36 protein-coding genes are annotated in these 25,948 nt (G+C 67.8%); 5 read left to right on the top strand and 31 right to left on the bottom strand.

Going from position 1 to position 25,948, the window contains the following annotated elements; all coding sequences use genetic code 11:
• Positions 1-71: 71 nt before the first annotated feature.
• From HC362_RS29865 to HC362_RS29850, 4 genes are all read right to left on the bottom strand, one after another.
• The gene (locus HC362_RS29865) at positions 72-488 is read right to left on the bottom strand and encodes a hypothetical protein (protein ID WP_243087272.1); all 417 of its coding nucleotides are present in this window, start codon (positions 486-488) and stop codon (positions 72-74) included.
• Positions 485-985 carry a hypothetical protein gene (locus HC362_RS29860; protein ID WP_243087271.1) on the bottom strand — a complete coding sequence of 167 codons (501 nt, stop codon included), beginning with the start codon at positions 983-985 and terminating at the stop codon, positions 485-487. Before HC362_RS29860 ends, HC362_RS29865 begins: the two co-directional genes overlap by 4 nt.
• On the bottom strand, positions 982-1,461 hold the full coding sequence (locus tag HC362_RS29855) for a hypothetical protein (protein ID WP_243087270.1): 480 nt from the start codon (positions 1,459-1,461) through the stop codon (positions 982-984). Before HC362_RS29855 ends, HC362_RS29860 begins: the two co-directional genes overlap by 4 nt.
• A gap of 214 nt (positions 1,462-1,675) precedes the next feature.
• Positions 1,676-2,017, bottom strand: a complete 342-nt coding sequence (locus tag HC362_RS29850; protein ID WP_243087269.1) for a hypothetical protein — start codon at positions 2,015-2,017, stop codon at positions 1,676-1,678.
• Between the two features lie 85 nt (positions 2,018-2,102).
• Here HC362_RS29850 and HC362_RS29845 point away from each other — a divergent pair, with 85 nt between their 5' ends.
• On the top strand, positions 2,103-2,438 hold the full coding sequence (locus tag HC362_RS29845; protein ID WP_243087268.1) for a hypothetical protein: 336 nt from the start codon (positions 2,103-2,105) through the stop codon (positions 2,436-2,438).
• Here the strand turns inward: HC362_RS29845 and HC362_RS29840 are convergent.
• The 5 genes from HC362_RS29840 to HC362_RS29820 are packed head-to-tail and all read right to left on the bottom strand — an operon-like array spanning position 2,435 to position 5,579.
• Positions 2,435-2,893 carry a hypothetical protein gene (locus HC362_RS29840; protein WP_243087267.1) on the bottom strand — a complete coding sequence of 153 codons (459 nt, stop codon included), beginning with the start codon at positions 2,891-2,893 and terminating at the stop codon, positions 2,435-2,437. The two genes, HC362_RS29845 and HC362_RS29840, sit on opposite strands and share 4 nt — an antisense overlap.
• Positions 2,894-3,430, bottom strand: a complete 537-nt coding sequence (locus HC362_RS29835; RefSeq protein ID WP_243087266.1) for a hypothetical protein — start codon at positions 3,428-3,430, stop codon at positions 2,894-2,896.
• A 3-nt stretch (positions 3,431-3,433) separates the two neighbouring features.
• The gene (locus HC362_RS29830) at positions 3,434-3,808 is read right to left on the bottom strand and encodes a histone-like nucleoid-structuring protein Lsr2 (protein WP_243087265.1); all 375 of its coding nucleotides are present in this window, start codon (positions 3,806-3,808) and stop codon (positions 3,434-3,436) included.
• Between the two features lie 10 nt (positions 3,809-3,818).
• Complete coding sequence (locus HC362_RS29825) at positions 3,819-4,418, bottom strand: FkbM family methyltransferase (RefSeq protein WP_243087264.1); 600 nt, start codon at positions 4,416-4,418, stop codon at positions 3,819-3,821.
• 54 nt (positions 4,419-4,472) lie between these two features.
• Positions 4,473-5,579 carry a glycosyltransferase gene (locus tag HC362_RS29820; RefSeq protein WP_243087263.1) on the bottom strand — a complete coding sequence of 369 codons (1,107 nt, stop codon included), beginning with the start codon at positions 5,577-5,579 and terminating at the stop codon, positions 4,473-4,475.
• 67 nt (positions 5,580-5,646) lie between these two features.
• Between HC362_RS29820 and HC362_RS29815 the strand changes: the two genes are divergently transcribed.
• Entirely contained in the window at positions 5,647-6,438 is a 792-nt protein-coding gene (locus HC362_RS29815) for an HNH endonuclease (protein WP_243087262.1), read from the top strand.
• Between the two features lie 58 nt (positions 6,439-6,496).
• Here HC362_RS29815 and HC362_RS29810 read toward each other — a convergent pair whose 3' ends face one another.
• The 21 genes from HC362_RS29810 to HC362_RS29710 form a co-directional block, all read right to left on the bottom strand.
• Positions 6,497-7,888: a phage major capsid protein gene (locus HC362_RS29810; protein WP_243087261.1), complete on the bottom strand. Its 1,392-nt coding sequence runs from the start codon at positions 7,886-7,888 to the stop codon at positions 6,497-6,499.
• A 141-nt stretch (positions 7,889-8,029) separates the two neighbouring features.
• The gene (locus HC362_RS29805; protein WP_243087260.1) at positions 8,030-9,079 is read right to left on the bottom strand and encodes an HK97 family phage prohead protease; all 1,050 of its coding nucleotides are present in this window, start codon (positions 9,077-9,079) and stop codon (positions 8,030-8,032) included.
• Positions 9,072-10,325 (bottom strand): phage portal protein, encoded by a 1,254-nt coding sequence (locus tag HC362_RS29800; RefSeq protein WP_243087259.1) that lies wholly within the window; start codon positions 10,323-10,325, stop codon positions 9,072-9,074. Before HC362_RS29800 ends, HC362_RS29805 begins: the two co-directional genes overlap by 8 nt.
• A 15-nt stretch (positions 10,326-10,340) precedes the next feature.
• Positions 10,341-11,858: a hypothetical protein gene (locus HC362_RS29795; RefSeq protein WP_243087258.1), complete on the bottom strand. Its 1,518-nt coding sequence runs from the start codon at positions 11,856-11,858 to the stop codon at positions 10,341-10,343.
• Entirely contained in the window at positions 11,803-12,150 is a 348-nt protein-coding gene (locus tag HC362_RS29790; RefSeq protein WP_243087257.1) for a hypothetical protein, read from the bottom strand. Before HC362_RS29790 ends, HC362_RS29795 begins: the two co-directional genes overlap by 56 nt.
• A 291-nt stretch (positions 12,151-12,441) precedes the next feature.
• Positions 12,442-12,732, bottom strand: a complete 291-nt coding sequence (locus HC362_RS34955) for an HNH endonuclease (protein ID WP_279240187.1) — start codon at positions 12,730-12,732, stop codon at positions 12,442-12,444.
• A 198-nt stretch (positions 12,733-12,930) separates the two neighbouring features.
• Positions 12,931-13,173: a DNA-binding protein gene (locus HC362_RS29780; RefSeq protein ID WP_243087256.1), complete on the bottom strand. Its 243-nt coding sequence runs from the start codon at positions 13,171-13,173 to the stop codon at positions 12,931-12,933.
• 263 nt (positions 13,174-13,436) lie between these two features.
• On the bottom strand, positions 13,437-13,832 hold the full coding sequence (locus HC362_RS29775; protein ID WP_243087255.1) for a hypothetical protein: 396 nt from the start codon (positions 13,830-13,832) through the stop codon (positions 13,437-13,439).
• A 26-nt stretch (positions 13,833-13,858) separates the two neighbouring features.
• Positions 13,859-14,248 carry a hypothetical protein gene (locus HC362_RS29770; RefSeq protein WP_243087254.1) on the bottom strand — a complete coding sequence of 130 codons (390 nt, stop codon included), beginning with the start codon at positions 14,246-14,248 and terminating at the stop codon, positions 13,859-13,861.
• A gap of 25 nt (positions 14,249-14,273) precedes the next feature.
• Positions 14,274-14,471, bottom strand: a complete 198-nt coding sequence (locus tag HC362_RS29765; RefSeq protein ID WP_243087253.1) for a hypothetical protein — start codon at positions 14,469-14,471, stop codon at positions 14,274-14,276.
• Positions 14,472-14,520: 49 nt separating this feature from the next.
• Positions 14,521-14,832 (bottom strand): hypothetical protein, encoded by a 312-nt coding sequence (locus HC362_RS29760; protein ID WP_243087252.1) that lies wholly within the window; start codon positions 14,830-14,832, stop codon positions 14,521-14,523.
• A gap of 34 nt (positions 14,833-14,866) precedes the next feature.
• A complete protein-coding gene (locus HC362_RS29755; protein ID WP_243087251.1) occupies positions 14,867-15,346 on the bottom strand; it encodes a hypothetical protein in 480 nt (159 codons plus the stop codon).
• The gene (locus tag HC362_RS29750) at positions 15,343-15,903 is read right to left on the bottom strand and encodes a hypothetical protein (protein WP_243087250.1); all 561 of its coding nucleotides are present in this window, start codon (positions 15,901-15,903) and stop codon (positions 15,343-15,345) included. The genes HC362_RS29755 and HC362_RS29750 overlap by 4 nt, the downstream gene beginning before the upstream one ends.
• 221 nt (positions 15,904-16,124) lie before the next feature.
• Entirely contained in the window at positions 16,125-18,203 is a 2,079-nt protein-coding gene (locus HC362_RS29745; protein ID WP_243087249.1) for a hypothetical protein, read from the bottom strand.
• A 110-nt stretch (positions 18,204-18,313) separates the two neighbouring features.
• Entirely contained in the window at positions 18,314-19,606 is a 1,293-nt protein-coding gene (locus tag HC362_RS29740) for a hypothetical protein (RefSeq protein ID WP_243087248.1), read from the bottom strand.
• 19 nt (positions 19,607-19,625) lie between these two features.
• Complete coding sequence (locus tag HC362_RS29735; RefSeq protein WP_243087247.1) at positions 19,626-19,844, bottom strand: hypothetical protein; 219 nt, start codon at positions 19,842-19,844, stop codon at positions 19,626-19,628.
• Between the two features lie 91 nt (positions 19,845-19,935).
• Positions 19,936-20,127, bottom strand: a complete 192-nt coding sequence (locus HC362_RS29730) for a hypothetical protein (RefSeq protein WP_243087246.1) — start codon at positions 20,125-20,127, stop codon at positions 19,936-19,938.
• Positions 20,128-20,207: 80 nt separating this feature from the next.
• Positions 20,208-20,651 carry an RNase adapter RapZ gene (locus HC362_RS29725; RefSeq protein ID WP_243087245.1) on the bottom strand — a complete coding sequence of 148 codons (444 nt, stop codon included), beginning with the start codon at positions 20,649-20,651 and terminating at the stop codon, positions 20,208-20,210.
• Positions 20,651-21,040, bottom strand: a complete 390-nt coding sequence (locus HC362_RS29720; protein ID WP_243087244.1) for a hypothetical protein — start codon at positions 21,038-21,040, stop codon at positions 20,651-20,653. Before HC362_RS29720 ends, HC362_RS29725 begins: the two co-directional genes overlap by 1 nt.
• A complete protein-coding gene (locus tag HC362_RS29715) occupies positions 21,037-21,276 on the bottom strand; it encodes a hypothetical protein (protein WP_243087243.1) in 240 nt (79 codons plus the stop codon). The genes HC362_RS29720 and HC362_RS29715 overlap by 4 nt, the downstream gene beginning before the upstream one ends.
• A 192-nt stretch (positions 21,277-21,468) precedes the next feature.
• Positions 21,469-21,870, bottom strand: a complete 402-nt coding sequence (locus tag HC362_RS29710; protein ID WP_243087242.1) for a hypothetical protein — start codon at positions 21,868-21,870, stop codon at positions 21,469-21,471.
• Between the two features lie 113 nt (positions 21,871-21,983).
• On the opposite strand from HC362_RS29710, the gene HC362_RS29705 reads away from it, so the two are divergent.
• The 3 genes from HC362_RS29705 (at position 21,984) to HC362_RS29695 (ending at position 24,574) form a co-directional block, all read left to right on the top strand.
• Positions 21,984-22,340, top strand: coding sequence for a hypothetical protein (locus tag HC362_RS29705; RefSeq protein ID WP_243087241.1), 357 nt, complete (start codon positions 21,984-21,986; stop codon positions 22,338-22,340).
• Positions 22,341-22,454: 114 nt separating this feature from the next.
• The gene (locus HC362_RS29700; RefSeq protein WP_243087240.1) at positions 22,455-23,948 is read left to right on the top strand and encodes a peptide deformylase; all 1,494 of its coding nucleotides are present in this window, start codon (positions 22,455-22,457) and stop codon (positions 23,946-23,948) included.
• Positions 23,945-24,574, top strand: coding sequence for a GIY-YIG nuclease family protein (locus HC362_RS29695; protein ID WP_243087239.1), 630 nt, complete (start codon positions 23,945-23,947; stop codon positions 24,572-24,574). The genes HC362_RS29700 and HC362_RS29695 overlap by 4 nt, the downstream gene beginning before the upstream one ends.
• Positions 24,575-25,057: 483 nt before the next feature.
• On the opposite strand, the gene HC362_RS29690 is transcribed toward HC362_RS29695, so the two are convergent.
• Positions 25,058-25,882: a DUF3800 domain-containing protein gene (locus tag HC362_RS29690; RefSeq protein ID WP_243087238.1), complete on the bottom strand. Its 825-nt coding sequence runs from the start codon at positions 25,880-25,882 to the stop codon at positions 25,058-25,060.
• Positions 25,883-25,948 lie beyond the last annotated feature (66 nt).

The following is a 25,948-nucleotide window of genomic DNA, read 5'->3' as shown; positions in this document are numbered from 1 at the left end:
CACTGCTTTGTCGATCTCGCTGCAGAAGGTGAAGAACGCGCTCGCGGGCAGCCGCCACGCGTGCGGGTAGGTCAGGCCGAAGTACCGCCAAAGGCCGGCGGAATAGTGCCGGACCTGTCCGTCGAGCCCACCGTGCTCAGCGCTCCATTGAGGATCGGGGTCGGGTCGACGGGGGCGGCTGCCGGTTTTCCCGCTGCGGCCTCAGCCAGCCGGGCAGCCTCTTTCTCCTCTTCGTCATCGATCATGTCGAATCCGGTGAAGTCGACATCGATCGCGTCGAAGGGGATCTCCACACCGTCCCGGCGGTGCAGGAGATCCAGCAGGCACGCCATGGCGTCGGGATCCCCGTCCACCATGGCTTCCTGGAAGCCGCGCGCTGTCCAGCCGAACATCTTCTTGATGCGCCGCAGTTCTAGCAGGGTCGGCTCGTCGTATACCCACTCGTGGGGGGTGCCGCAGTTACGGCACTTGTCGATCTTCGCGATCACGTGATGTTCCTCGTCACTCGTCCCAGCGCGTCGTTGATGCCGCGGCGGGTCTTCACCGCGAGCGGCCGAACCGTCTTGTAGAAGAAGGGGTGCGGTTCCTGCTGCACCCACACGTCTCGCCCGTACACCGGGTGACGCCACCGGGTGTCTGCGCGCCGCCCGCGGACTACAGCCTCACCCTCCATCAGCGCCGGAAGGGCCTTCTCGCCCCACGGCATCTTCTTCGGATCCACCGAGATGGACACCCCGGCATGGCGGCCAGTGGTGCGCACGTTGACGGTGACCGCGCGGGCCAGACGCTGCCGCAGGCCACTGTGCTTGGGGCCCTTCGCGGGGATCGCCAGAGCCGCCTGACGCACGGCAGGCACCAGCAACTGCACCTCGGCCCGCACGCCCGAGGTGAGTTGCCGCCGCAGCTGCGGCCCACCCGCGTCCCGCACCTGGCGGGCCAGGCGAGCGAGGTCCCCGCCGCCGCGCACCCGCACGTCGATGCTCACGGGATGGTCACATCCTCTTCGGGCTCGCGGGTGACCGCAAAGTTCACCTGGATCTGCGCGGGGTTGTCCATCTCCCGCTGCTTCGGTACGGAAACCACCTGCACCGGGAAGACGTCCATCAACTGGCCGGCGACGTCGCCCTCGTCCATCCACACCACGTATCCGGTGGTGCCGCGGGGCAGCAGTGTGCGCACGTCCGAGGAAGTCTTGTCCGCGTACAGGGTCAGGCTGGAGTCGTCCGCACTGATCGTGCCGTTGATCTTGCCGTTGAACAGGCTTCCGAGCGCTGGGGTCTCGACTGTGTCGGAGGTGACCTCCCAGCCGTCGATGGCCGCCACCTCATCCGACAGATCCGTGCCGGCGTCGAGCTCGACGCGGGTGGGGCTGGCCGGGGCGCTGATAGTCGGCACCCAGTACACCTTTGTGACGCCGCGCCGGAAATACCGGCTCGCTGCGGCGATCGGAGTCGCAGACATCAGTCACTCTCCTCTGCTGCACGCCGACGCTTCGGCGGCGTCTTGGACTGCGATGACGAGCCCCCAGGCGAATCACCTGGGGTGGGGTGGGGTGCGGCTTCGGGTGGTGTGTCGTCGGCGACTTGCCAGCCGGCGGCCCGGTGGTGCGGCACTGACCGCTCGGCCACCTCGATTTCCCGCCCTGGCAGATCCGGGTGGCGCATCCGCACGGCGCTCATGACGCGGCCGTCCGGATCACAGCGACGGTCACCGACGTGACAGCGTCGTAGGTGATCGAACAGCGGCCGGTGGACGGATCCCGATACCGGTCGGTCACCGGGATGGCCGCATCCTGGCCGGCGGCCACAGCGACAGCTCGGTCTTCCAGTGCGAGGTCACCGTCGAACGTCTGCGGCGTCGCCAGCGTGACCGTGTGCGAGGCAGCGTCGCCGTTCTTGACCAGCAGGAGTACCCCTGCGCCGGTGGCGCAGTTATCCCCGCCAGCAGCCGCCGCGGTGAATAGGTTGTCGGTCCGCAGCCCCGCGAGTGGGACCACGTTGGTGGTGAGCGCGGCCATGTTTCTCCCAACAAGGATCAGGCGGCTCGTTGACCGCCGTTGCACGGGGGCGGACAATCCGCCCGACGAAGGGGGGTGCGTCGCTGTGAACTTGCGCGATGCCAAGGCGCAGATCGAGCGGAACCATCCGGAGCTCACCGGCACAGCGAAGATCGAAGCCATCAAGGCCCTACGCGAGGCTGTGGCTGCGGAACAGCAAGACGGCCACTCGGCGCCCGAGAAAGCCGAGCCGGACACCGAGCAACTCACAGTGCCTCAGGCATGGTCGTTCTTCGTGGTCGTGTTCGCGGGCGTCCGTGTCATCGGCTGGGCCATCTGGGGCGACCCATGGGGCATGCCCGTCTGGTTCGACGTGGTGTACCTCGTGCTGCTCGGCGCCGCCGTAGCCGGACTCGTCAGCGCCTACCGGCAGCGCCCCTAGACGGTGAACGCGTCCACTGCCACGCCGAACGTGGCCATTGCGGTGGCGCCGCGGTCGTCCTGAGTCTGCCGCAGCGACCACGACCCGACACTGGCCTGCAGTACCGTGCCGCCCAGTGTGCGGTCCCGCGCGATCGCAGCGCCGCATGCCGCCAGCAGCTCGAACACCCGGCTACGGGCGGCAGAGATGTCTCCCGCGCCGTTCAGGACGGCCGCCGCGCACTGGATGGTGTACCGCTCCCGGTCCGGTGAGGCGGCCATCCCCTCCGGCTCGACCTCAGCCTCGATATCCAGCTCCTCGTCGCCGCCGGCGTAGCCCACCGACACGACCTCCAACGCTGCCTTGTCGACCACCGTCGGCCCGTCCCGCACATCCACGCCAGCCAGCCCGTCCGCCGTCTGGATCGTGGCCAGCAGCGCACTCAGCGCTATCGGTGCTGTTGACCCCCACGCCATCTACGCCACCCCCGGCAGTGGGGTACCCAGCAGCTCCAGCGCCCGGCGTGGCAGTGCGAACCCCAGACCGAACACCGGCTCCCCCTCCCCGCCGACGGACACACCCATCGCGCCACGTTGCGTCTCCCACAGATGCTGCACGATGATCAACGCGGCGAGCTGGTAGTCCTCGGGTACCGTCGCGTACCCCGCCGTGTACGTGACGGCCACAAGACCTGTCACCGCGGGCCCGGACAGTACCGTCACCTCACCCGACGCCGAGTCGACATGCATGTCTGCCACGGCCCAGATCTGCGTGCCGTCGACTGTGGCCACCGCATCCAGGGAAATCACCGGCGTCCCGGACAGCATGAACGACGTCGCCCCCGACAGTCGCAACTCGTCGGTGAGCTGACGCTGGTCGACAACCTCGCCGAGATGGCGCTCCACCGGCGTCGTCACGGCGTCGACATACCGCTGCAGCTCGACATCCTGACTCGAGTCAGACGTGGCGATATTCAGCTGCTCCTTCGCTGCGTCCAGCGTGACGATCGCCACCGGTCACTCGCCTCCGTGCGCAACCTGGTACGCCTCCACAACGGAGTCCGGGAGCTTCCCGCGGGCAGGCACCTCCAGGCCCTGCTCGGCGGCCCACGCCCGCACAGCCTTCGCGTCCACCTTCGCCGCAGGCTTCTCGGGCTTTTGCGGCTTCGGTTCGACCGCGGCCTCCGGCGGCCTTTCCTGATCGGCACGCTCCAGCCCCGCCGCCCTAGACTGTGGCTCGTCGGATTCGGATTGCTCCACGTTGGTGCCGTACCGCTCCCGGAGAAGCGCCGCCACGCGGGCAGCGTCCTTCGTGCGGCCGGCCCTGCGGTATGCGTGGTACTCGTCGAGGTGAGCGGCACGGTAGTCCGCCTCGATGTCGCGTGTGGCCACCGGAGCCTCCTCATTCCGCAAGCAGGTAGTAGTGGTTATTCAGTCCCCAGCTGCCCGTCCGGTAGTGCGGGTGCCGCACCACGCGGAGCCGGCCGCCGTAGGTGGGCCGCAGCAGGTCGGCGATCTGCTCTCCCAGGTCAGCGTGGTGGATTTCGATGAACAGTTGCGGAGCCGACTGAAGCACCTGACGGGCGCCGCGTATGACGGCGACCTCATGCCCCTCTACGTCGATCTTGATGAAGTCCGGGGTGCCGTAACGCTCGGCGAGAGCATCCAGCCGGGCCCCGGGAACCTCGCGCTGCCCCAGTACCGGCCCCCAGGTGGCTTCTGACAGGCCCTCCGGGACGCTGTCGCCCGGGTGGGTGGTGAGCTGCCCCGTGCGGATTGAATTCTCCTGCACATCCAGACGAGCCGGCCCATCGTGGTCTGTGACCGCAAGCTGGACAGCCTCCAGGTTCGGCACTTCTGCGGCGTTCTCGGCGAGGATCCCGAACGACTCGTCGGCCGGTTCGAAAGAGACCACATGCCCGAATCGTTGGGCGAGCCGGGCAGCCACATGCCCCCAGTTCCCGCCAACGTCGAACGCCAGAGCCCCGGAGAAGCCGAACAAGATCCGCTGTATCTCCTCTGGGTCTCCCGGGGCTGGCCCTCTGGGTCGCATCCGTCATCCCCCCACCTGCTCGAGTGCCGGCTTCCAGTAGTCAGCCGCTACCCGGTCAGCGTCGTAGCTGAGGGCGAACTCGCGTGCCCGCCGCCCCATGTCGGGGTCACCCGCCGCGCTGTACGCCTGCTCCAGGCAGGCAACGATCGAGCCGACATCCGGCTGTTGAAACCAGGCTTGCATCAGCTCGTTCCACGCCCGCTCCCCCTCGCACTGCCACCCTGCGCCGCACAGCTCCGGCATCGACGAGAAGCCGTTGACGATGACGGGGGTGCCGCAGGCCTGCGCCTCCACGATTGGGATGCCGAAGCCCTCGCAGTACGAGGGGGACAGCAGCACATCCATCGCCGAGTAGGCGGCGGCCAGATACTGCGGCGGCAGACCCATCGCATAGGCGTCCTGGTCCACGGTGCGCACCGCGGACTCTGGAAGCCCGATCTGCCTCATGTAGTGCAGCAGATCCATGCCGATGTGCGTGGGCCCGCCCAGCAGCTCGGTGTGCAGGTAAAGCAGCGCATCCGGATGCGTGCGCCGGAACTCGGCAAACGCCATCAGCGCCTGCGGGAACGCCTTCCGCGGCGGCGCGGTGCCCTTGTTGGCCGCCACCATGCCCACCAGAAACGCAGACTCGGGGATGCCCAAAGCCGCCCGCACCGCGGCCCGGTCCTGCGGCTGGTACACGTGCGTGTCGATGCCGTGCGGCACGTACACCGGGTCGAAGCCGGCATCCTGCAGCATCCGCTCCCCGAACCGGGACATCGCGATGGGCTGGGCCTCATGGTGGGCCAGCGCCATCACGGTCTGCGGCGGCACCGGATCGTGATCGACTGGTATCCACGCTGCCACGCGGTGCTGCCGCATGCCGACGGTTTTCATCATCACCCACAGATCCAGCAGGGTGACGATCAACCCATCGTCGTCGAGATGCCGCCGCGCATACGGGCCGACGATGTCGTTGCCGTGCGGGTCCTCCCCGCCCGGCCACACCTCCAGGCCGCCCCAGTGCAGCGCGGCCCCCTGCAGGCCGTAGTAGGCCGAGACAACCACGTCGTGCCCCATGCCGGCCAGCCGCGGCGCGAACAGCGCGGTCTGCTGCCCGTAGCCGGTCAAGTGGGCACCCAGGGAGCATTGGAATGCCAGAGGATGCGCACGAAATCACCTCCCCAGGGTCACCACGGTGCATTACTATGAAGCAGTGCCTAGAGGTGACAAATATCGCAAACTGACACCGACTCAGATCGAAGAGATCGTAAGTCGCTATACAACTCGCCTTCCGGACGGAACGTGGGAAGGAACTTCAACGCTCGCGCGGGAGTTCGACGTCAGCCCCACCACGATCAACCGATGGCTTCGCATCCACGGTGTCGACGTGCGTTCAGCGTCCGAATCTCACTCAGGCGGCAAGCGATGCAAGCCGGTCAAGAATCTGCCCTATGGGGATCCTCCTGGCTGCGGATGCGGGTGCGGTAAAAGCACCGCATGGAACCGCCGCAAGAACCGATGGAACCGCTACGTCGTCGGCCACTACCGGCGACCCGCCCTGTACAAGCAGGACGCCTGGCTGCGTGCCGAGTACGTCGACAAACGACGCACGGCCGCTGAACTGGCCACCGAGTGCGAGGTGTCCAAGTCGACAATCCTGAAGTTCATGAACCAGTTCGAGATCAGTCGACGCAACCTGAGCGAATCCCGCATGGGGCGCCACGTAGGTACGCTCAATCCAGCCTGGAGAGGCGGAGTGGCTGATTGGCCATACTCGCCGGACTGGAAGGTCCTAGCCCGAAGGATCCGCGACGAAGCGATTTGGACCTGCCAGGACTGCGGTGCGACTCGAAAGCGTTGGGGTAACCAGTTGCACGTCCACCACATCGACGGCAACAAGCTAAACAACGAGCGACACAACCTCGTCGCTATCTGCGCTCCTTGCCACCGAGAACGCCACCGGCAGATGAATCTCCCTCTGGTGTGAAGATCCTCTCCAAGGCGGGTGCCCGTTCGACGGAGAGACGGGCACCCAGCCTTCGCGATCAGAACGTCGGGCTGACCAGACCGGATCCGCCGATCTCGACCACGCTCTTCGGGTACCGCTCGGCGGTGAAGGCGAGGTAGCCGTACACCTGCAGACGCACCGTGAGCGTCCCCGATCCCACCTCTGGCAGGACCCGGGTACGAATGCCCGACTCGTACAGCAGCACGTCGGATGCACGCAGAACATGCACGACGTCCTCGTTGGTGCCTGCGCCCAGGTTGGTGGGCATGGACGGGTCGGTGACGACGGGCAGCCCGTGCATCTGGCCGACTACCTGCTCCGAGCCGACCGCACCGAGGGTGGCGACCGCGTTCTGCGGATTACCCGCACTCGGCACGACCAGCGGCCGACCAGAGTTGTCCGAGGCGGCGAGGAACCATGCCCACCGCCGCGGGTGCATCACGATGACCGTCGGGGCCATGAACCGCAGCGTGTGGACGCGCTGCACCGCGTCCGCGATCTTCGAATACACCTCGGCGACCGTCGGCGACCCCGAGGTGTATGTGACAGTCTCGATGCCGGATGTGTTACGTACACCTGTGACCTGACCTGCCGAACCAGATCCGGAGATGACCTGCTCGTCCAGCTTCGTCGCGTAGTCGGCCACCAGGTCACGGAAGATGACCTCGTCGAACGACACCGGGGACTGGTCCAGCAGTTGGATCGCCACGTCCTGCTGGCCGGCGATCGTGCGCACCGGCGCGTTGATGAACGTGTCCGTCAGGTCCGTCTCCGAGACCGCCGCATTGTCCGCGGTCTGGACGGCGGCCGTAGTGCCAGTGGCGACCTTCGGGATGTTGATGGAGTCGGTACCGCCCGGCAGCGGCTGCATGTTGACGACGTTCGCGTAGGCGCGGCCCGCACGGGCCAGCTCCACGAACTGCGACATGAGCCACAATGGGGGGACGAAGTAGCCGCCCTGCCCGTCAGTGCGGTCCAGGTCGCGGTACTCCCGCTCCGAGGCGACCTCCTGCGCGTGCCGGACCAGCCGCTCGCGGGCACCGCCATCGGCGTCCATGTTGAGCTGCAGCTTCGCCAGGTCCTGCAGGTAGGAGCGCCCGTTGCCCTTGTCGTAGGTGCGGCCCTCCGACACGGACTCCACCCGGGCCTGGGCCCGCTTGACGGCCATGGCGCCCTCGGTGAGCTGCTGGGAGCGTTCGGACTCCTCCGTCAGCTCCTTGATGCGCTCATCGAGACCGGCGAGTTCCTCGTCCTTGGCCTTGATCTGGCCGGTGAGTTCACGGTGCTCGGCGTCCTCCTCCGGGAGGAGGTCCTCGCGGGCCTCCTCCTCGGCGAGGTCGGTGATGGCCTTGCGTGACGCTACCAGCGCTTCGCGGTCCTTGGCGGCCCGGTCGCGCCTGGCGATGAGCCGCTTGAGTCGCTCGTCCACGACGAGCCTCCTTATGTGGATTCGGTTCATGACGGCGGCCAGTGCCAGGCCGTGATGAGCCGTCGGCGGCCAGTGCCAGGCGGTCGACAGCAGCCCGCGTCAGCGCGTGATCAGCGCGCGGGTGCGGAAGTTCAAGATGTGTCAGTCGGCGTCGGCGAGGTGACGGCGCAGGTGCGCCTCGGCCTCGGCAATCTGCTCGTCGGTCATGTCCGTCTGGTGCGGCAGACGCGACAGGGCGTAGCGCACCGCAGACAGGTTCGCCGGAGCGCCGATCCGGCCCTCATGGTGTGCGAACCGATAGGACTTCTTGTCCTGCGGGTCACCCTGCGGGTCGACCCAGGCGTGCATATATCGCAGCGTCGTCGGATCGGCGGGTGCCTCCCGGACGATGGACAGCCGCTCGAAATCGCCGTCCACCACCGGCGTCCTGTGGGTGGGGATCGCCGCCGCCAGCCGCACCTCGCCCGAGCCGTCCGCCTCCAGCGCCCGCGCCTCTGCTACCGATAGGCGCCGTTTGCCCTGCGTGGGTCGGGCGGACCGGTGCAGGGCGATCACGGTGTCCCGGGCGCGGGTCAACTGCTCGAGGTCGATGACGCCGCCCGAGCGGAGTTCCGCCATGGCGGCGTCCGGCTCCATGCCGGCAAGCACTTCCAGCGCGCTCGCGCTGTTCATCTGCGCACTCGTCGCCGGGTTCGCCCCGAAGTTGACCACGGACACGTCGCCCTTGTGGAGGGAAATCTCCGTCAGGCGCCGCTCGCTGTAGTCGTCGTTCCACTCCTGCCGTTTCACGCGGAAACCGAACGACATCTCGTCCATGTCGCCGCGGGACATCTTGCTGCGCAGCCGCTGCACGTCCGGGTCTTCCGCGTCGAGTTCGGCCTCCACGTGCAGGCCGGTCTTGTCTGCGGCCAGGCGCAGCGTGCCCGACTTGGTCCGCGCGAGCGGCATCCCCTCATGGTTGATCAGGAGATGCAGGTCGGGTTTCGCCGCGAGGGTGGTGTCGAACGCCCGCTTGTCGACGATCTCCGTCCATCCCAGCGGCGGCCCCCCATATACCTCGTAAGGGGACTCGAAAACGCTGGCGTAGCCGGTGAGCTTCAGCCCGTCCCCACCGGCACGCAGCTCCAGCCCGCCGCTCATCCTGATAGCGCGCCGCTCGGGCACGTCCAGGAGGTCTCGACGGTCAACCATGGTTCCCCCTCGGGGTTCTCACCAGGTGCAGCCCGGCATTGTCGTCGTGGGCCCGTACCTGCGGGACGGTGACACTGGTGCCAGCCTGGATCGGCAGCGGCGTGTAGTCCTCGCCCTCACCGTTCGGCAGGGGCGGCATGTCCTCCCGCGCCCGGATCTCGTCCCGGTTGAGGACACCGATCAGACGGCCCTTCTCGTAGGTGTCGAAGCGGGTAGCGATATCGGTGCGGATCAGGGCGTCGGCGTTGAACCGGATGTACTGGCCGCGGGGCAGCAGCGCGGTCAGATGGGACTCGAGCTTGGTCAGCCACGGCAGCAGCGCGTCTTGGATGAACTCGATCTGCCGCTGCTCCGGGCTGGAATACGTGTAGGAGCCGCCGGTCTCCCCGCCGATCTTCTCCGGCGGAATGCCGTAGATCGCAGCCACCTGCGTTGCCGTCAGCCGCAGCGTCTCGACGAACTGAGCCTCCTGCGGCGAGACGGTGATCGGCTCGTAGTCCCAGTCCTTGCCGTACACGATCGGCTCATGCGAGCGGATCGCCTGGATCAGGCGCCGCTTGATGACGTTCGCTTCCTTCTGGTTAACGGTCTGCTCAGCGTTCTTGAACCTGCCCGGCGGCACCCCACCGGAGCGGAACCAGTCATCCGAGAAACGCTGCGCCGCCAAACCCGTCGACACCGTCACCGCATAAGCGCCGATCGGCGATAGACCCCACACCTTGCCGGGCAGCGTGAACCAGGGGATGTGCACGATGTCGTAGGCCGGGATCTCCACTCCCTGATAGCGCCACACCGGCTCCGTAGGCGAGCCACGCCGACCGAGATTCTGCGAGTCCTCCACCCGCACATCCGCCGGGTTCAACCACTCAATCCGCGTCGGGTACTCCAGATAATCCCGCTCCGTGATCAGCCCGACAGCGTTACCCCGGTACACCAGACTCGTCATCGCCCGCCACAGCCAGTCATCTAGCGTGCCCTGCGCAGCTGGCTGCACAAACAGCGGCGACGTCGCAATGCGGGTCCGCTCGTCGCCACGCCGCCGGTACTGCTGGATCGGAAGCGACGCCACCGATGACGCCAGCAGTCGGCCCGCCGCGAACACCGGGGCCAGCCGCAGCGCACCATCCACCGTCACCGCCGATGGAGCCGCCAGATCCTCAACCGGCCACGGCACTGAGCCGGCCGTCAGATCACGCTGCTCCGCACCACCAGTCCGGCGAAACAATCCTCGGAAGGGGTTACGCACCGGCGGCCCCCTTCCTCAGAAGATCGACGCGAGGACGTCATATTCGGCCCCCGCCAGCAAATGCGACCGCGTCACGAACGACCACATGGCCAGCGTCATCGCCACCAGCGGGCTGATATCCACGTCCGCACCCTTAGCCGTCCACGCGATCGTGTCGGCCGTCTGCCGCGTTTTTGCCCCCGCCACCGCCACATCCAGATGCCGCGACGGCACGTACCGGAACGCCTCCTCCCGGACCGCCTCCAGGACCTGGCCCGCGGCAGCGGCCATATCGACCGCGCTCGTCACCGCCAGATCCCCATGCCGCGGCGCCTCCGGATCCTCCGGCCGGACGAACCCCGCCTTGTCCAGCGCCGTCTCCAAGAACGCGAACGTGCCCCGGCCCATAGCCACCGCAACCGGCCCCAGCGCCTCCCGCAACTCCACCAGCCGCGGAATTACCCACTTCGTGCCCGGCCGGTAGTCCGCCAACTGCGCATGCCCCAGACCGTCCTCACGCAGCCCGTACACGCACACCGCGGCATAATCCCGCAGGGGCGAGATATCCAGCCCCAGCGCTACCCCGCCCGAACGGCGCGACTCCGGATCCGCCAGACGCACCCACGTACCGGGATCAATGACCGTGTTGCCCTGCGACACCCGCGGCCACACACACAACCGCTCCCGGGCAAAACCCGCGTCGCTCATGGCCCGCCGCTCACGGAGAATCTTCTCCTCCGTCAACCGCGTCCCGAGCGCCGGATTCGACGCCGCCCACAGCGACCGGTCATCCAAATCGATCTGATCAATGTGGTCCAGGTCGCCGGCCACACCCCAATCCCGCCACCCCAGGCTGTCGTCCCCGCCGGAGTCCGCGCGCTGCTTCAGCGCGAACATCACCTCGCCCGACTCGCCATCCAGAGGCGGCGATGACGTGTAGATGATCTGCGGGTTCGGGCGGGAAATCAGCGTCGGCATCAACGCGTCCTGATGCAGCAGCGTGTAGGCGAACGCCTCATCGATGATGTTCAGGTCACCGGAGAAGCCTCGCCCGCTGCCCTTGGAGCGGGCGATGAACTTCACCCGCGCCCCCGTGTCCAGCCGCTCGAAGGACTCTTCCCCGTTGGTGTTGATGACCTTGATACGGACGCCGTCAATATCGAGCAGATTCTCGGTGAGCATCTCGCCGAGCTGCTTCAACAGTGCCTTGAACCGGCGAAACGCCTCCATCGACGTCTTGTACTCGTGAGACGACCACATTATGAGCTGCTCACCCAACAGCAACAGCCCCGCCAGCACCCGGGCCTCGAGAATCGCACCCTTGCCGTTCTGCCGCGCCACAATCTCGCCGTACTCGTAGCACGCCCACCGGCCATCCGCCCGCACGGACAGCATCAGGTCGACCGCATCCGCCTGCCAGTCGTCCAACACCAGGCCCGCACGGCGAGCCAGCTCACGCGCCTCCGGCCCCAACGTGTACGAAAACGACGGGCGCACCTCAACTCGAGGCTTCGCCCCGCCGCTCAGCGATCCGGGCACTGAGGTCTGCGACACCCGCACCCCCCGACCCCGAAGAAGACGGCGGCTTCGCCGCCTTCTGCTGACCCGCCCGCAGCTCGCCGAGAATCCCCTTCAACGTGCTCTGCTGCTGCCGAGACTCCGCCAAAAGCGCCTGAACATCACCGATATCGGCCTCACGGATCGCACCATCCAGCTTGTTCAGCCGGTCAGCGATGCGGCATGCCTCCTCCAGCAGCACCAAGTGCGCCGGCGACAAGTCCCACGCCTCCGCCGACTCCCGCCACATTCGACGGCCCCGAGCAGCCAATCCCACCGGTGTCTTCATCCGCCACCCCCGCATGCTGTTGACAGCGGCCCACACTCGCAGGAATATGGGATCCAAGGCAGGAACGAGCCCCCGGGAGAGCAACAGAGCGCCGGATGCAGGCCACCGCCTCAGATCCCGAACCGGATCAGCGAATCCACTTCAGAACCATCGAGCTCCCTCCAAGGTTGGACCACCCTGTGGCCGGCTTCGGGGGGAGATTTTGGTTGAGGGGGTTGCGGGGTCAGTCAAGATCGTGATCAAAAAACGGATCCGAGATCACCCCAACGCCGATCACCGAAAACCCCCAGGTCAGAGACTCGAAGCATCGACGATCACCACATCGCCCCGCCTCTCCCCTCTCATCTGATTCGACTTGATCGAGTTGCAACGCCGATGCGCGAGCCGGGCGTTCGTCCGGTCCAGAGGGTCACCGCCCTGCCACAACTCCTGCAGGTGGTCCACCGTGCGGGACATCGGATGCGTCATCGGCAATGACTGGTCCACCCACCGGCCACAGAGCCAGCAGTGCGTCTCCTCCGCGAACACCCGCGCCCGCACCCGATCCCACGGTCGGCCACTACGACCACGACGCACACGCATACTGGGACGGATACCAGCCACAGCCGACCCCTCTCGTAGGTGCCGGCCGCCCGTTCGACTCAGTGGCGGGCAGCTGGGGTATCGGTTCCCGCCGCCTGCCGCGGACCCCAGGCGGCGGGAGGATGTTGGTGGCCGCCCCGTGCCCTCAACAGGGCGGCCACCGCGGGGCTCAACAGCAGGGGGCTGGAGCACCCGAGCTCAGGCAGCCCGCGGGGCGCGTTGGGGCAGGGGTGGGGTGTCTTCGTGCCACAGCACTTCGCGCGTGTACTCGTCGCGCACAGCGAGGGGCAGCTCGTTGAGGTCGTAGCGCACCTTGCCGCGGCCGGAGCCGTACCGGTGGATACGGCCTTCGGCGGCCCACCGTCGGATGGTGGAGGCTGGCCGGCCTGCGTGGTAGGCGGCGAGGTCTTCCGGGACGAGAGTCGGAGCAACTGGGGGCATCGAACCTCCCCGGAACAGCACGAAGGGCCACCCGCAGCGGATGGCCCTGAGCGACACAGTGGTCCAATTGAGAACCATGGTGCGCTCGCGCAGGTCAGGCTGTCAACTCAGGCTGACCTACGGGCGAGTGGCCCCGCCGCGCTGGGGGTTTGGCGGGGCCACGGTCTTCACGGTGCTGGGGTGCTGCTGGTGCTGGTAGGGCCGGACGGCCCGGGACTACAGTGCGGGCACCGCCCCTCCCGATCACCCCGGGAGGGGCGGGCCTATGCGGCGAAGGTGCCGACCATCGCGTCGGGGGACTTGGCCAGCGGGTCCGGCTTATCGCACGGCTCCTCGACGGCTTCCTCGTGGCGGCCGTCGCAGTCCACACGTCGGGTGCGCATCCGGTCGGGCTGGTGGACGATGCGGCCGGCGAGGTCCATCTGCCCGTCGGGCAGCGTGGTCTCTCGGGCTACACGGACGGCCACCCGGTGCACGGCATCGTCGAGGCCGCACAGCAGCAGGCCGGCCTCGGTGTGCCACCCGTACAGGTCGTTGCCGTCGCTGTAGCCGAGGGCGTACTGGACGGCCTCCTCGACCGTGGGCAGGTGCATCAGGTCGTCGTCCTCGTCGTACAGCACGCCGCACACACTGCACACCGCGACATAGCATCCGGACACGATCTCCTCCTCAGTGGTTGAGCGCGTCAGATGCGGACGAGTGCCTTCTGCAATTCCTTGAGGAACTCCTGCTGGGTCTTCTTGGCGACGTCCTTGTCGGAGCACACCTCGCTGTTGTTGTACTCGGCGAGGGTCTGGAGTCCCTTGGGGATGTACTCGAAGAACGGGCCGTACAGGTTCCAGGCCCTCTCGGCGCTCATGGTTCCGCACATGGGCATGGGCCGACCGGTGATGGTGCTGCTCATGCGGTCGAACACGTACTCGTGGACCAGGTCGCTCCAAGAGCCGGACCATGTCCGGTTGGGGACGATGCAGTAGTACTTCTTCCCGAGGACGACGCTCTTCGCGAATTTCCGCCCGTCCTTGCCTGCCTTGTACTGGCCGATCTGCTGGTCGATGGCGCTGAGGATTCCCATGCTGTGCTCCTTCTGTAGGTGTGTGTCAGGCGATGCGGGTGGCCTTGAACTTGAGGGTTTTGGCGTGCGCGGGGACCTTGCCCCTGGCGGCCATGTCAGCGCGCAGGCCGTCGTGGATTTCCTCGCCCTGGGCTCCCGCCCCGGCGACGGTCTCGCCCCGGTAGGTGACTTCCTTGCCGCCGTGCAGGACTGTGATCTCCCACTGCCATGTGCTCGTTGCCATTGGGTGTCCTCCCTGGGGTGTTGGTTTCTGCGATTGCGGGATGGGTGGGTTAGCGCCAGGTCCAGGCGCTGCGGGTGTCGGCGGCCTTGCGTGCCGAGTCGGCGAGCTGCTGGGCGTCCTGCGCCCAGTCGGCGGGCATCTTGGGGTGCTGTGCGGAGGCGGTGAGGATGCGCGCCATGTCGCCGGCGTCCCGGGCGCTGACCGTGAACGGGTCTCCGGACCGCCGGTCGAAAAGCGGGCGGACGCGGCGCCAGTCGCGGGCGGGCAGCACGTGCGCGATCTGCTGGCCGAGGTTGTGCGTGCTCGTGGCCGAGTAGCACATGTCGTCGGCGTCGGGGCGGTGCGAGATGTTCCAACCCATGCGGGTTCTCCTTCAGTGGATGGTCGGGCTGTGGTTACAGCCCGCGTTGTGTGGCGAGGTCTGCTGCGGCGGCGAGGATGGCTGCGGCGTGTGCGGTGTTGGTGAGGCGCCGGTTCTGCTCAGGGATGGGGTCGCCTCCACCGAGGGCCCGGCGCAGCAGCAGACGGGCTTCGCCCTCCTCGGCGTGGCTGCGGGCTTCGACGTGGATGGCCTCCAGGAGGCACATGCCGCCGCCGCTGTTGTGTGCGGCGCCCCGGCACCAGCCGTCGCGCAGGATGCGGGCTCGGGCCCGGTGCAGCAGCGCGGCGACGGGGTTCTGTTCGGCGGCCGACTGGGTGTCGACGGGCAGATGCGGAAGCGTCGGGCTGTCGGGCAGGTGGGCGGTGTTCACCGCGTGAGCGAGCGCGGCCCGGTCGAGGCGAACGATCACCGCAGCGTCGGCCATGGCCATGCGCGTCTCCAGGTCCAGCTCCCCCACCGGGGCCGCCACGGGGGCGAGCGTGGCCGCGGTCATCGGGCCACCTCTTCGAGGAAGCGCCGCAGGGGCCCAGTACCGGACGGCCCCCACACCGGATGCACGACGGCGACGGGCTGGGCGTCGGCCACGGCTCGGTAGGCGGTGCGGTGAATGCCGGGCCACATGCTGCGCAGTACCCGGCCGTCGACACGCTGCCCGAACGCGGTGATCGGCTCGCCGGCGCGCTCGGTGACGACCGTCCACTGGCCGCCGGTGGTGGCCCGGAGTCCATGCCGCTGTGCGGCGCGGCGTACTCGCTGCAGCATGTCCGGGTCGGCGACGAAGCCTTCGACGGCGGCGCGTTGCCGCCAGCGGGCGCCGTCAAAGCCGGCGCCGTCCGATCCGGGCTGCGAACAGGTGGTGAGGAATCCGGCCCGGTTGGCAGCGGCCAGAGCCAGCACGAGGGGGCGGGTTTCGTCGTCGGGCCCGTAGCCGGCTTCGTAGCCGGGCCACGACTTGAGGTCGCCGGTGAGCCAGCGGGCCATCAGGTGGCCGAGGTCTGCGACGGTGCGGGCGTCGGCCCATGTGCGGCGGTCCGCGCGGGACATCCCCATGATCGAGTCTCCTGTTCAGTCGATGGTGCATGTGTGGATCTTTCGGGCATTACGGTGCGTGCTCAGCCTGCTCCGTTGCAGGTCAGAGGGTTTCCGGTTCCTGCTCGGCCTCTGCTCAGAGCAGATGCTGAGCAGGCTCTGAGCAGCATCCTGAGCGGCTGCGACCTGCGACGATGCAGGGCTGAGCAGGCTTGAGCAGGGGGACGATCAGGACTTATCGGTCACAGAAGACGGGCCAATGCCTCCCGCTTGAAGCCCCGCGGATTGGCCATCCCATCCAGTGCTCCAAGCGGTACGGGACTGCCAGCCCCCGCCTCGCGGAGCAGAGACTTCAGTTCCTCAACAGTGATGAGGCCATAGAGGTCCGGCATGAAGTCGGCGAGGGCCGCAACCAGCGGCTCTGGCCGCATCCGGTCCACACCGGCCTTGTCCATGACATCGACCGCAGCGGCGACGGCGAGGCGAGCCGGACCTTCCTCAACCTCCTGCTCGGCCGGCTCCGCATCGCACAGCCTCAGCAGTTGCTCCCAGGTGAGGAGCTGCACCGGCGCCTCGCGCTTGATGTTGCCCTCAGCGTCGAAAGTCGGCTCCACGTATTCGGGAAGATCGACGCCGGCCATGGCCTCCAGGCTGTCCCGGTCCGGCTCCACCAGCCCAGCCTCGCGCCGCTCGGCGGCCAGCTTCTTCAACCTCTCCGGCTGGGGCTCGTGCACGGCGTACTCGATCGGCTCGTCGGCCATCCCCGGCACACCCTGGAGGTAGAGGTGCCCAGCATCCTTCGGGTCGATCTCCGTGGCCGGGGACAGGCGGTGAGGCAGCCAGCCCTCAGCCACAGCCCCGTCACCGAAGACCGCCCGGGTGTCACCGACCTTGCAGGGTCCCACGGCCTTCAGAGCGACCATCTGGGCGAAGTTCTCCCCCAGGTACAGTTTCGTGCCGCCTTGGGAGGCGATCTCGACCTCGATCAGCTCCTTACGGCCGACCAGCAGCAGATCGAACGCGATCTGCTTCGCCAGTTCGGACGCCTTCGGGAACTCGTCGAAGAAGATCGTGACCGCAGGATGCTCGGGGCTAGCCTTCCACTTCCGGCCCATGCCCAGCTTCTTCCGCAGCCTGGCCCGCGCCTTCGACATGACCAGGAAGAACAGCAGCACCGCTTCGATCTTCCGATTGTCGCGAGCGGTGATCCGGACCGCGTCATGCAGATCCTCCAGGCCATCACCGTGCGGGTCCAAGTCGATCGTGATGTTGTCGTAGCAGGCAGTGGTGCCCTCGGCCAGCGCCTGCAGAATGCTCGTCTTACCGCCACCGGACGCCGCCACCCACAGGCCCATCACCCCAGCCAGGCACACCTCCAACGGATCACCGCCGACCGACGTGCCGATACGGAACTTGTCCGAGATGGACATCGACTTCGGAGCCCGGTACGGCATGCCCGGCGCCGAAGCGAAGGGGTCCGCACCGCGGTCCACGAACCGCATCACAGTGCAGGCCCGCCGCTCCCTCAGCGGGGTCGGTCGGACGCCGTTGGCGGCAAGATCCAGCCGGGTCTCCAGATCACCGGCCTTCTTGATGATGGCCTCTGGGGTGCCCTCACTGACTCGGACGATGCACTGCCACCCCCACGACAGCCGCACCACGTCGCTGACCTCGGCGACCGGCAGCCCCTCGGCGACGCACGCCGCCAGCACGCATTCGGCGAGCTGCATAGGGGTACGCGCCTGGGCAATCGGGAACGGGCTGGCCCCCTCCGGCAGCTGATCGACGGTCATGAACACCTGGCCTGTGTCGAGGCCGAAACCACCGTCGGCCTGCTCGATGACGGACAGCGGAGGAGCGGCGATTCCGGCAGCACGCTCAGGTCGCCCGTGCCACACGCCGACGGTGTACGCACCCAGCGCCATGGCGAGATCGATGAGTCCCCCGCCGGCTACTGCCCCGGTGACTGCCCCGGCCGCACCAGCCACGCTCCAGCCGGCCGTCTTGCCGAGGTGCATCAGCTTGTGCTGGCGGTACTCCTTGCGGCGCGACTTCACGAGGTCGTGCGCATCCGATTCGGCGCTGGTGTTGCCCTTCGCGGCTTTCCGGTCGGCTTTCGCCGAGGCGATCATCTGGGGGTAGTCATCGCGGTACGCCGCGAGCCAGCGCTGGGCGAGGTTCTTGTAGCCGCGGGCCGACCAGCCGATGTACAGCTTGTTGCCGACCGCATGGTCCTTGACTGCGGTCACCCTGGCGGCGGCGGACTCGATCCACGCCGGCCGGACCGCCGCGCCCTGGTGCTCGATGACGGTGCCCTGCACCGGCTCGGGGGTGTCCTTCACGAGGGCCAGCGGGGGCCGCTCCGCGGTCGTCTCGGCAGCGCCGTCAGCGACCCGCATGGTGGTGTCGATACTCATCTCGTCGGGTCCTCTCACTTACCGCCGACGGCGGGCTTGGACTTGCGCTCGAAGCTCGCCTGCTTCTTCGCGATCGGACTGACCGGCTGGCTGTCGCCAGGCGTCCGACGGGGCGGTGTCCCGCCGTTGAAGCGGCGCCCATCGGGGGCCTCCGGGTCACGCTTCGCCTGGCGGGGTCGATGGGAATCGACCTGCGCGAAGTCGCCCAGTATCGGCATCTCGCCGACGGCCTTCATGCGGGCCTGCGCCGCCCGGCTCTGCTCCTCGATCGTGGCGTCGATACCGACGCGCTTGGAACCGGTGACGAGGTACCAGGCGTCGCCCCAGATCTGTTCGGTGACGGTCGCCGAACCGCGGGCGGACCGCAGCTTCTCGGCAACCTTCCACACCTCCGGGTGGTGGTTCCGCCGGTCCTCGTCGCGCCAGCCCTGCTCGATCTCGGCCTCGCGCTTCTGCGCCGCCTTCTCGTCCGCGGCCTTCTTCGCCGCCGCAGCCCGCTCGGCCTGCGCGCGGGCCTTCTCGGCGGCTTCCAGCTTCTGCTTCTTCTCCTCGGCGCGTCGCTCCCGGTACGAGGGGATGCCGTCGGCCTTCTGCGCGATGCCGTGCTCGTAGGCCATCAGCACGATCGGCCCACCCAGGGAGGCGATGGCACCAATCAGACCGGCGTTGAAACCGATCGCCCTGTCGGTCATGCCGCCGTACAGGTTGATCGCAGCGGCGATCAACGCGCCGAGCATGATGCCCACCCGGTACGGGGCCACGTCACGCTTGTGGGCCACCGCCCACGCGGCGCCGCACGCCAGGACCAGGGCGAAGCCCTCCAGCAGGCCGGGCGCGGCGATGAGGAACGGACGCTCGGGGTCCCAGAAGTGCAGGAACTGCACCGGCGCCGCGATGATCAGGCCGACGGCGTAGATGCCGCGGGCGCCCCACTTCCAGTACCTCTCGCTGCGCTGCTGCTCCGCAGCCCGGTCGGCCTCCTGCTGGGCCTCCTCGGCAGCCTGCCGCTCGGCCTTCTCCTTCGCGGCCCGCTCTTCGGCTGCCTTCCGCTGCTGCTCGGCGACGTGCCGCTCGTGCGCTACCCGGTCCCGCTCCAGCTTCATGGCGGCCCGCTCGTTCGCGAGGCGCTGCTTCTCCGCCTCTTCCTTCGCGCGGATCTTCGTAGCCTCCGCCTCGGCCTCGGCCTTGATCCGGGCGGCCTCGGTGTCGGCGTAGGACTTGGATCGGATCGCGTCCGCCTCAGCCTGCGCCACCGGGTCGGCGGCCTGGCGCTCGTAGCCATTCACGTGCTCGGTAGCGGTAGACATCGTTCAGCCTCCTTCCTGGTCAGACGGTTGAGTGCGGTCGGTTCTGGTGCTTGCTGGCGGCCTCGGTGCGGACACGGCCCTCATCCACGGCCCCGTCGAACACGAGGGCGGCGAGGACGAGGCCGGCGATGGCGATCCGCACCGGGGCCGGGGCGTCCAACCCGACGAACCAGGCCAGACCCGCGATCAACAACGCGAGACGCGCCCTCGTCGCCGCGATCAACACGGAGATGTTCATGACGTCCTTCCAAAGACAGTGGGGGTGGGGGTGCTCGGCCGGTTCTCCTTGAGCGCCCGGCACGGAGGTCCGGGCGCCCGCGGACAGCCGGTCAGCGACCTCGCCGCACCTGCTGCTCCTGCGCGTAGTTGTCCAGCAGGTGATCCAGACGCTGCTCAAGGTTCCGCTCGCGCGTCCCGTCACCCTCACGGCGGGCCTCGTCGATCAGGCCGCGCACGTTGGAGATCTGCGTCTCCCGCTCCTCCTTGCTGAGGAACACGTCATTCGAGTTGCGGACCTTCATGGGTCTCCTCTCCGGTGCCGGACTGTCCGGCCCCACCACGCCCGCCAGCCCGCAGGGGCTGGTTGGCGCGGAAGGGCCAGTCAGCGCTGGATGACCGGCTTGTCAATGTCCCGATGCGACAGCGACACCGACAACCCGCGGCCCAGATACGACACGCCCAGCGCCCCCAGCGACGGGTGCATGTCGCGGGCCGTGTCGACGAACCCCGACATCACCGCATGGAGGGCGATGGCGACGGTGGGGGCGCGGTGCCGGCCGCCGGTGCAGCCGACCGCGATCCGCACCGGGCCCTCGTACTCGGCATCCAGATAGGCGTCCACCGACGCCAGCACCGACACCACCAGATTCACGACCCCGGGAGTGGCCATCACCGTGCGGCGCACCTTGAGGTCCTTCGCCGTCATGTGCCGGAACTCCGGCGACAGGTGCGGGTCGCGGAACGGGCGCAGGTCGCGCACGTCGTGGGCTGCGGGGGCCGGGTCGTGGCCAAAGCCGAAGCTCGACACCTCGATCAGACGAGACATCACCGGTCACCCGCCTCGACGACAGCGGGCCCGTAGTGGCGGGCATACGCCTCGCCCTCGGCCAGCAGGTTCAGGACCTGCTCGATGGTGCGGCCCGGCACCAGGTCCCACAGGATCGGATCCGCCGCGGACGCCCCGGTACGGGCGCAGATCAGCAGTTCCAGCACCTGCCGGGCGACCATCCGCACATCCCGGTCCCCGTCCAGCACCTCCCACAGACCGAACTCGCCCGGCATCCAGCCGTCCCGGCGGAACGTCGCCGACGCCTGGGCCAGCCCGTCCGCCAGCCGCCGGGCCGGCACCAACTCACCCGACGAGCCGAACCACGCCCGGCGGCCCGTGTACCAGCTCGCCTCGAGGGCGGCAGCCTGCTCCAACACGCCACTCACGCCGCCACCCCCTCGACCGGCTGGGCGCCGAACAGCTGGGCGGCGTGAAGCTGCTCGAACAGGGGGTCCCGCGACGGGTGCGCCACGTCGAAGTCCTTCGCGGCCTGCAGCGCCCGCAGCTCCCCACACTCGTCGCCCTCGGCCCGCGCCCGATCGAACGCCACCTCCAGCTCGGTGCGACGCTCCGCGACCTGCCGGGCCTCGATGTAGGCGGCCTCCACCTCAGCCTCCGCCACCGACATACGCGACCGACGCGCCGCAGTGAACGAAAACACCGTGGCCGCATCGCCATCCGACAGCAGCGACAGAGGAGCAGGAGACGAAGACAGGGTCGTGACAGGATTCATTGCGGGTCCCTCCATGGGGGATCAAGGCCCCGGCCGGCGGTTGGGTCGCACGGCCGGGGCCGCTACGGGGTGAGAGTGAGATCAGGCGCCGGGCATGGCGTCGACGACGCGGCGCAGGTGCTCGACGTGGGCGGCGATCCGGTCCAGCTCGGCGCGCGCCTGGTGCTTCGACAGCTCGGAGAACTCGCCACTACCGGTCGCGTCGAACGCGAACCTCGGGCGGGACTCGCCGGCGAACGACCACTCGGCAACGTGCCCGACCAGAACGTCCTCCCGGCGGCTCACGCCCACCGGCGCCGACACCGACAGGGAATCGGACGAGTGGGAGACGTCCTCCAGGAAGTACTCGTCCCGGGCGGCATGCACGACGGTGCACCACGCCGGACAGTCGACGATCAGACGCTGACCGCGGACGTAGGCGACGGCCTGGCGGGGGTGGTCCCCCGAGCTGGCGGGGGCGGACGTGGCTACACTGCTGCTCATGGGGTTGCTCCTTCTGCGATAAGGGGCTTCCTCGCCCCGTTCGGTGTTGGCGCACCGGGCGGGGCATTTTTCGTGGCCTGTTCTTCTGCCGCGATGACTCCTATAGTTGCAACATGACGCATCAGATGCAAGCCCTTCGAGGAATCCGCTTCAGACCACACCCCGGCGGTTGCAACCACATGTGGGAACATGCGGTCATGACGAGCGAGGAGAGAGAGCGGGAAGCGGCAGCCCTGGCGGAGCTCGACGAGCTCACAGCCGCCTATCAAGAGGCCGAGGAAGTCCTCGACCGAGCCCGCGAAGCTCTCCAGGCGTCGATCATCAAGCACCTCATGGAGCGCAACGCCGCCCCAGGAAAGATCGCGGCACACAGTCCCTATGACCGGAACCACATCCGGCGCATCGGCGTGCAAGCCGGCGTCCCTCCGCTGCGCGGCAAGACCGTGCGCAGCGCAAAGACGTCCGACTGATTGGTGATCGTTCATGTCGCCCTCCCTCGCACCCTGAGGGAATCGCGGAGCGCGCACGTGAGGACACCGTGAGCAGCACTCACTCATAGATCACGCACAGGCACAGGGGGACCCATGCCTGAAAGGCAGCAAGGCGCAGACTTCGTCGCCGAGCTGAAGTATTGGCGGGACGTGCGGGGGTTCTCGCAGTCGAGGCTCGCGCATGCGGTGGGCTACACGCCGTCCTACGTCTCGAAGGTCGAGGGCGGCAGTCAGCGGCCGTCGGAGTCCTTCGCGCGTCAAGCCGACACGGTGCTACGGGCAGGCGGTGCCATCATGCACGCCTTCCGCGAGCTGGAGGCACACGGCCGACCCATTCCCACCCAGCACTCGGGACTGGATCACGGCGCGCCGCACGAGGCGAGCCTCATTGTCGAGCACGAGGACACGGCGCTGTTCTACGACGGGTCGACGTACCGGGCGACGCAGCGGCGCCGCCTGTACAACGACTCCCCTGACCCGATCACCCAGTACCTCATTCGCATCTCCGTCGACCGCTACCCGGGCAACCCCGAGCGGTCGAATCAGCACTACCGGGAGAACCCGCTGACCTGGGGAGAGATCGACCTCAGCGCCAGCATCGACGGGGAACCGCTCACCTGGACAGTGCGCCACGACCGCGACGCGTTCAAGGAGCTGTGGCTCCTGTTGGAGAACGAGCACGGGCGGTATCCGCTGTACCCGGGCGAATCGGCTTGGCTGGAGTACAGCTACACCGTCGGCGACGACAAATGGGGATCCTGGTTCCAGCGCGCGGTCCGGCTCCCGACCAGGCGCCTGAGCGTCCGGCTGGATTTCCCGGCCGAGCTGGACCCGACCGTGTGGGGCACCGAGACCACGATGACCGCGACGGCGATGCCGTTCCGTACCGCGATCCGCCGCACCGATGAGGACGGCCGGCGCGTCTTCTCGTGGTCGACGGAGGACCCGCCGTTGCACGCCCGCTACAGGCTCGAGTGGAAGTTCCGCAGTCAACCCGAGGAGGAGATCACCACGGACGTGACCGCCGTGAGGCCCAGTGACCGCATGCAGGAGATCGGCATCGTCCAGGAGGGCGACCCGATCCTGACGAAGGCGGCACGCGAGTTCGCCCTGCCCGACGAGGCCGAGGACGCCCGCCGCGTCATCGCCGAGCTCGTGTCCGCGACTGAGCGCGCATCCACGGTGCACACCTTCGGCAAGGGCATGGGGATCGCCGCCCCGCAGATCGGCATCGACCGGGCTGCCGCCATCGTCCGCACGCCCGACGGCGAGAACATCACGCTGCTGAATCCGCGGTACGTCGAGGAGTCGCAGGAGACCGACGAGCAGTACGAGGGCTGCCTCTCGTTCTTCGACGTGCGGGGCATGGTGCCGCGCCCCCTGTCGATCAGCATCGAGCACACTGGCATCGACGGACAGAAGAGGATCACCATCTTCGAGCGGGGTGTTGCCCGGCTCGTCGCCCACGAGGTCGACCACCTGCACGGGATGCTCTACCGGTCCCGCATGCGGCCCGGAGTCGACCCCATTCCGGTCTCCGAGTATCGGGGCACCGGGAACCGATGGAGCTACGGGGAGGGACGATGACACGGCCGACCACCGAGCATGTATACGTGATCGGGGTGCCCGGCAGCAGCACAGTGAAGATCGGCCGGTCAGTGGACGTACAGAAGCGCCTCAAAGAGATTCAACGCATGTCACCCGTGCCGCTCCAGGTCCTGTGGATACATCCTGGTGGGCACGAGTTGGAGACCAACCTTCACCGCCATTTCAAGGCCCGTCGATCTCACGGCGAGTGGTTCACGTTCGATGATGACCCGCTGGAGATGGTGCGGCGCGCGGTGGCGGAACGCCCCTGGGATGCGAAACGCCTCTTGGCGGTGCCACGCACCTTCCGTGGACCCGCACAGGCGGTGCAACTGTCGCTCCCTGACTCACTTCCCTCCACGCCCTTCAGTGAACAGCCAGTGATGCACCGGCTGACGGAGGTCCTCGCTTCTGCAGAGGCCGACCTGGCGCGCATCCCGAACACAGTCGAACGGGTACAGAAGATAGTTGAGCATCGCGAGAAGATCGCGAAGGCTAAGCGCGAAGCCCTTCGGCTCCAGAGAGAGTCTCTGCGCGAGATGAAGAAGACCAGGACCTGGAAAGAAATGGGCGAGTTCCTCGGCGTGAGCACCGCACGCGCACACGCAATCACCCAAGGCGACTAACCGCCGCGGCGGCCGGCCAGCGAGCGGGAGCGCTGGGTGCGGGTACTGCTGGCCCACCGGGAGGGCTACAGCCGCGACGAGGTGCAGGAGGCGTTCGCGGCCATGTAGCCGCGCATGAGAGGAGCCCCCGGCCGCAGTGCGGTCGGGGGCTACCCGGTGAGGGTCCAAGACTGGACCCTTCGGCGTCAGGCCCTACGAATGATTCGTAGATGGCGGGAGCGGCGGCTTCATGCGTTCGAGTGGTTGCTGGTGGGCTCTTCGGCAAGGCCGGTGATACACATGTGACCTGCGGTTTTCGATCTGGGCGAGGTCAATACAAGCTCAATCGTTGTCTTGCAACGCCTCGTGGCCGGCTGTAGTGTTTTAAGAGTCAGGAGCCCGCTGGAGGGCTGCCGGGATGAAGGTCGGAACCAGGGAACTGGATCCCTCCACCCGTTGAGGTGGTTGTGGCCCCCGGGAGTCCCCCAGCGGGTTTTCTGCTGTTCAGGGGCGTGCCCAGTCTGGCCACCAGGCTCGTCCCGTGACGAACGTTTCGTCACCGATCACCTTCACTCCGTGTCCGAGGACCCTGCCGTCCCGGGAGCGGCGGAGCTGGTGTCTGCACAGCAGTAGGTTGCTGGCGCAGTCGCGGTCCGCGGGATCTCCGGAGAGCGCGGCATTGAGGAGGCCGGCATGGATGTCGGCAAGCTGGATGCCGTCCCGTTGGGTTGTTTCCCAGGTCGGCGGCCATTTGATCAACGCCCAGGGGACCGAGTAGGTCTCGCATCCTCCGTTGCGCACGTGGTCGAGGTGGCTTTCGGAGGTGGAGTGGTCCATGTGTTTGACGGCGCCGAGCCGGACGATGGCAAGACGCTTCCCGCCGGGCCAGCCTTGAGCGGCGCGGGCGACACGCTCGAGGAGGAGCCTCGCCGTGTAGTTGTAGAAGTGCTCCTTGCTGCGCCGCATGACGGAGTCGTGGCCAAGGCTGTCTTTGTGGGTGATGACGTGGATGACCTTGGCGTCGGGCATTTGTGCGAGCACTTTCGCGGCGTGCAGCCGGCGCTCCGGCCGTTTGGCCTTAAAGTGCTCCACCCAGTGCAGCGGCTTGAGGCGCGCTTCGGGCGGCCCGCTGTGGACGAGGGCCCGCAATCCGCCAGCGGTGTACTTGACCGTCCATTCCTCTTCCGCGGGGACGAGGAGGGCCGTCATAGCGAAGAAGGGAGACTTGGCGCGGGACTTGTCGCTGAACCCGCGGTCGCCGGTCTCGTCGACGTATACGTGCAGTTTGGGGAGGTGGCCGAAGTCTTGGCGGAAGTAGAGCGGCGTCATGCGGGCCGCCGACTGTCACGCCTCTGCGCGGGCAGCGTCGCGCTACGGTTGTTGTGCACCACGGGA

It is taken from the genome of Streptomyces sp. 891-h (assembly GCF_022760275.1).
Lineage (GTDB): Bacteria > Actinomycetota > Actinomycetes > Streptomycetales > Streptomycetaceae > Streptomyces > Streptomyces spirodelae.
Note: the sequence above shows the minus strand (reverse complement) of the source record. Positions and strands in the feature narration are given on the sequence as shown.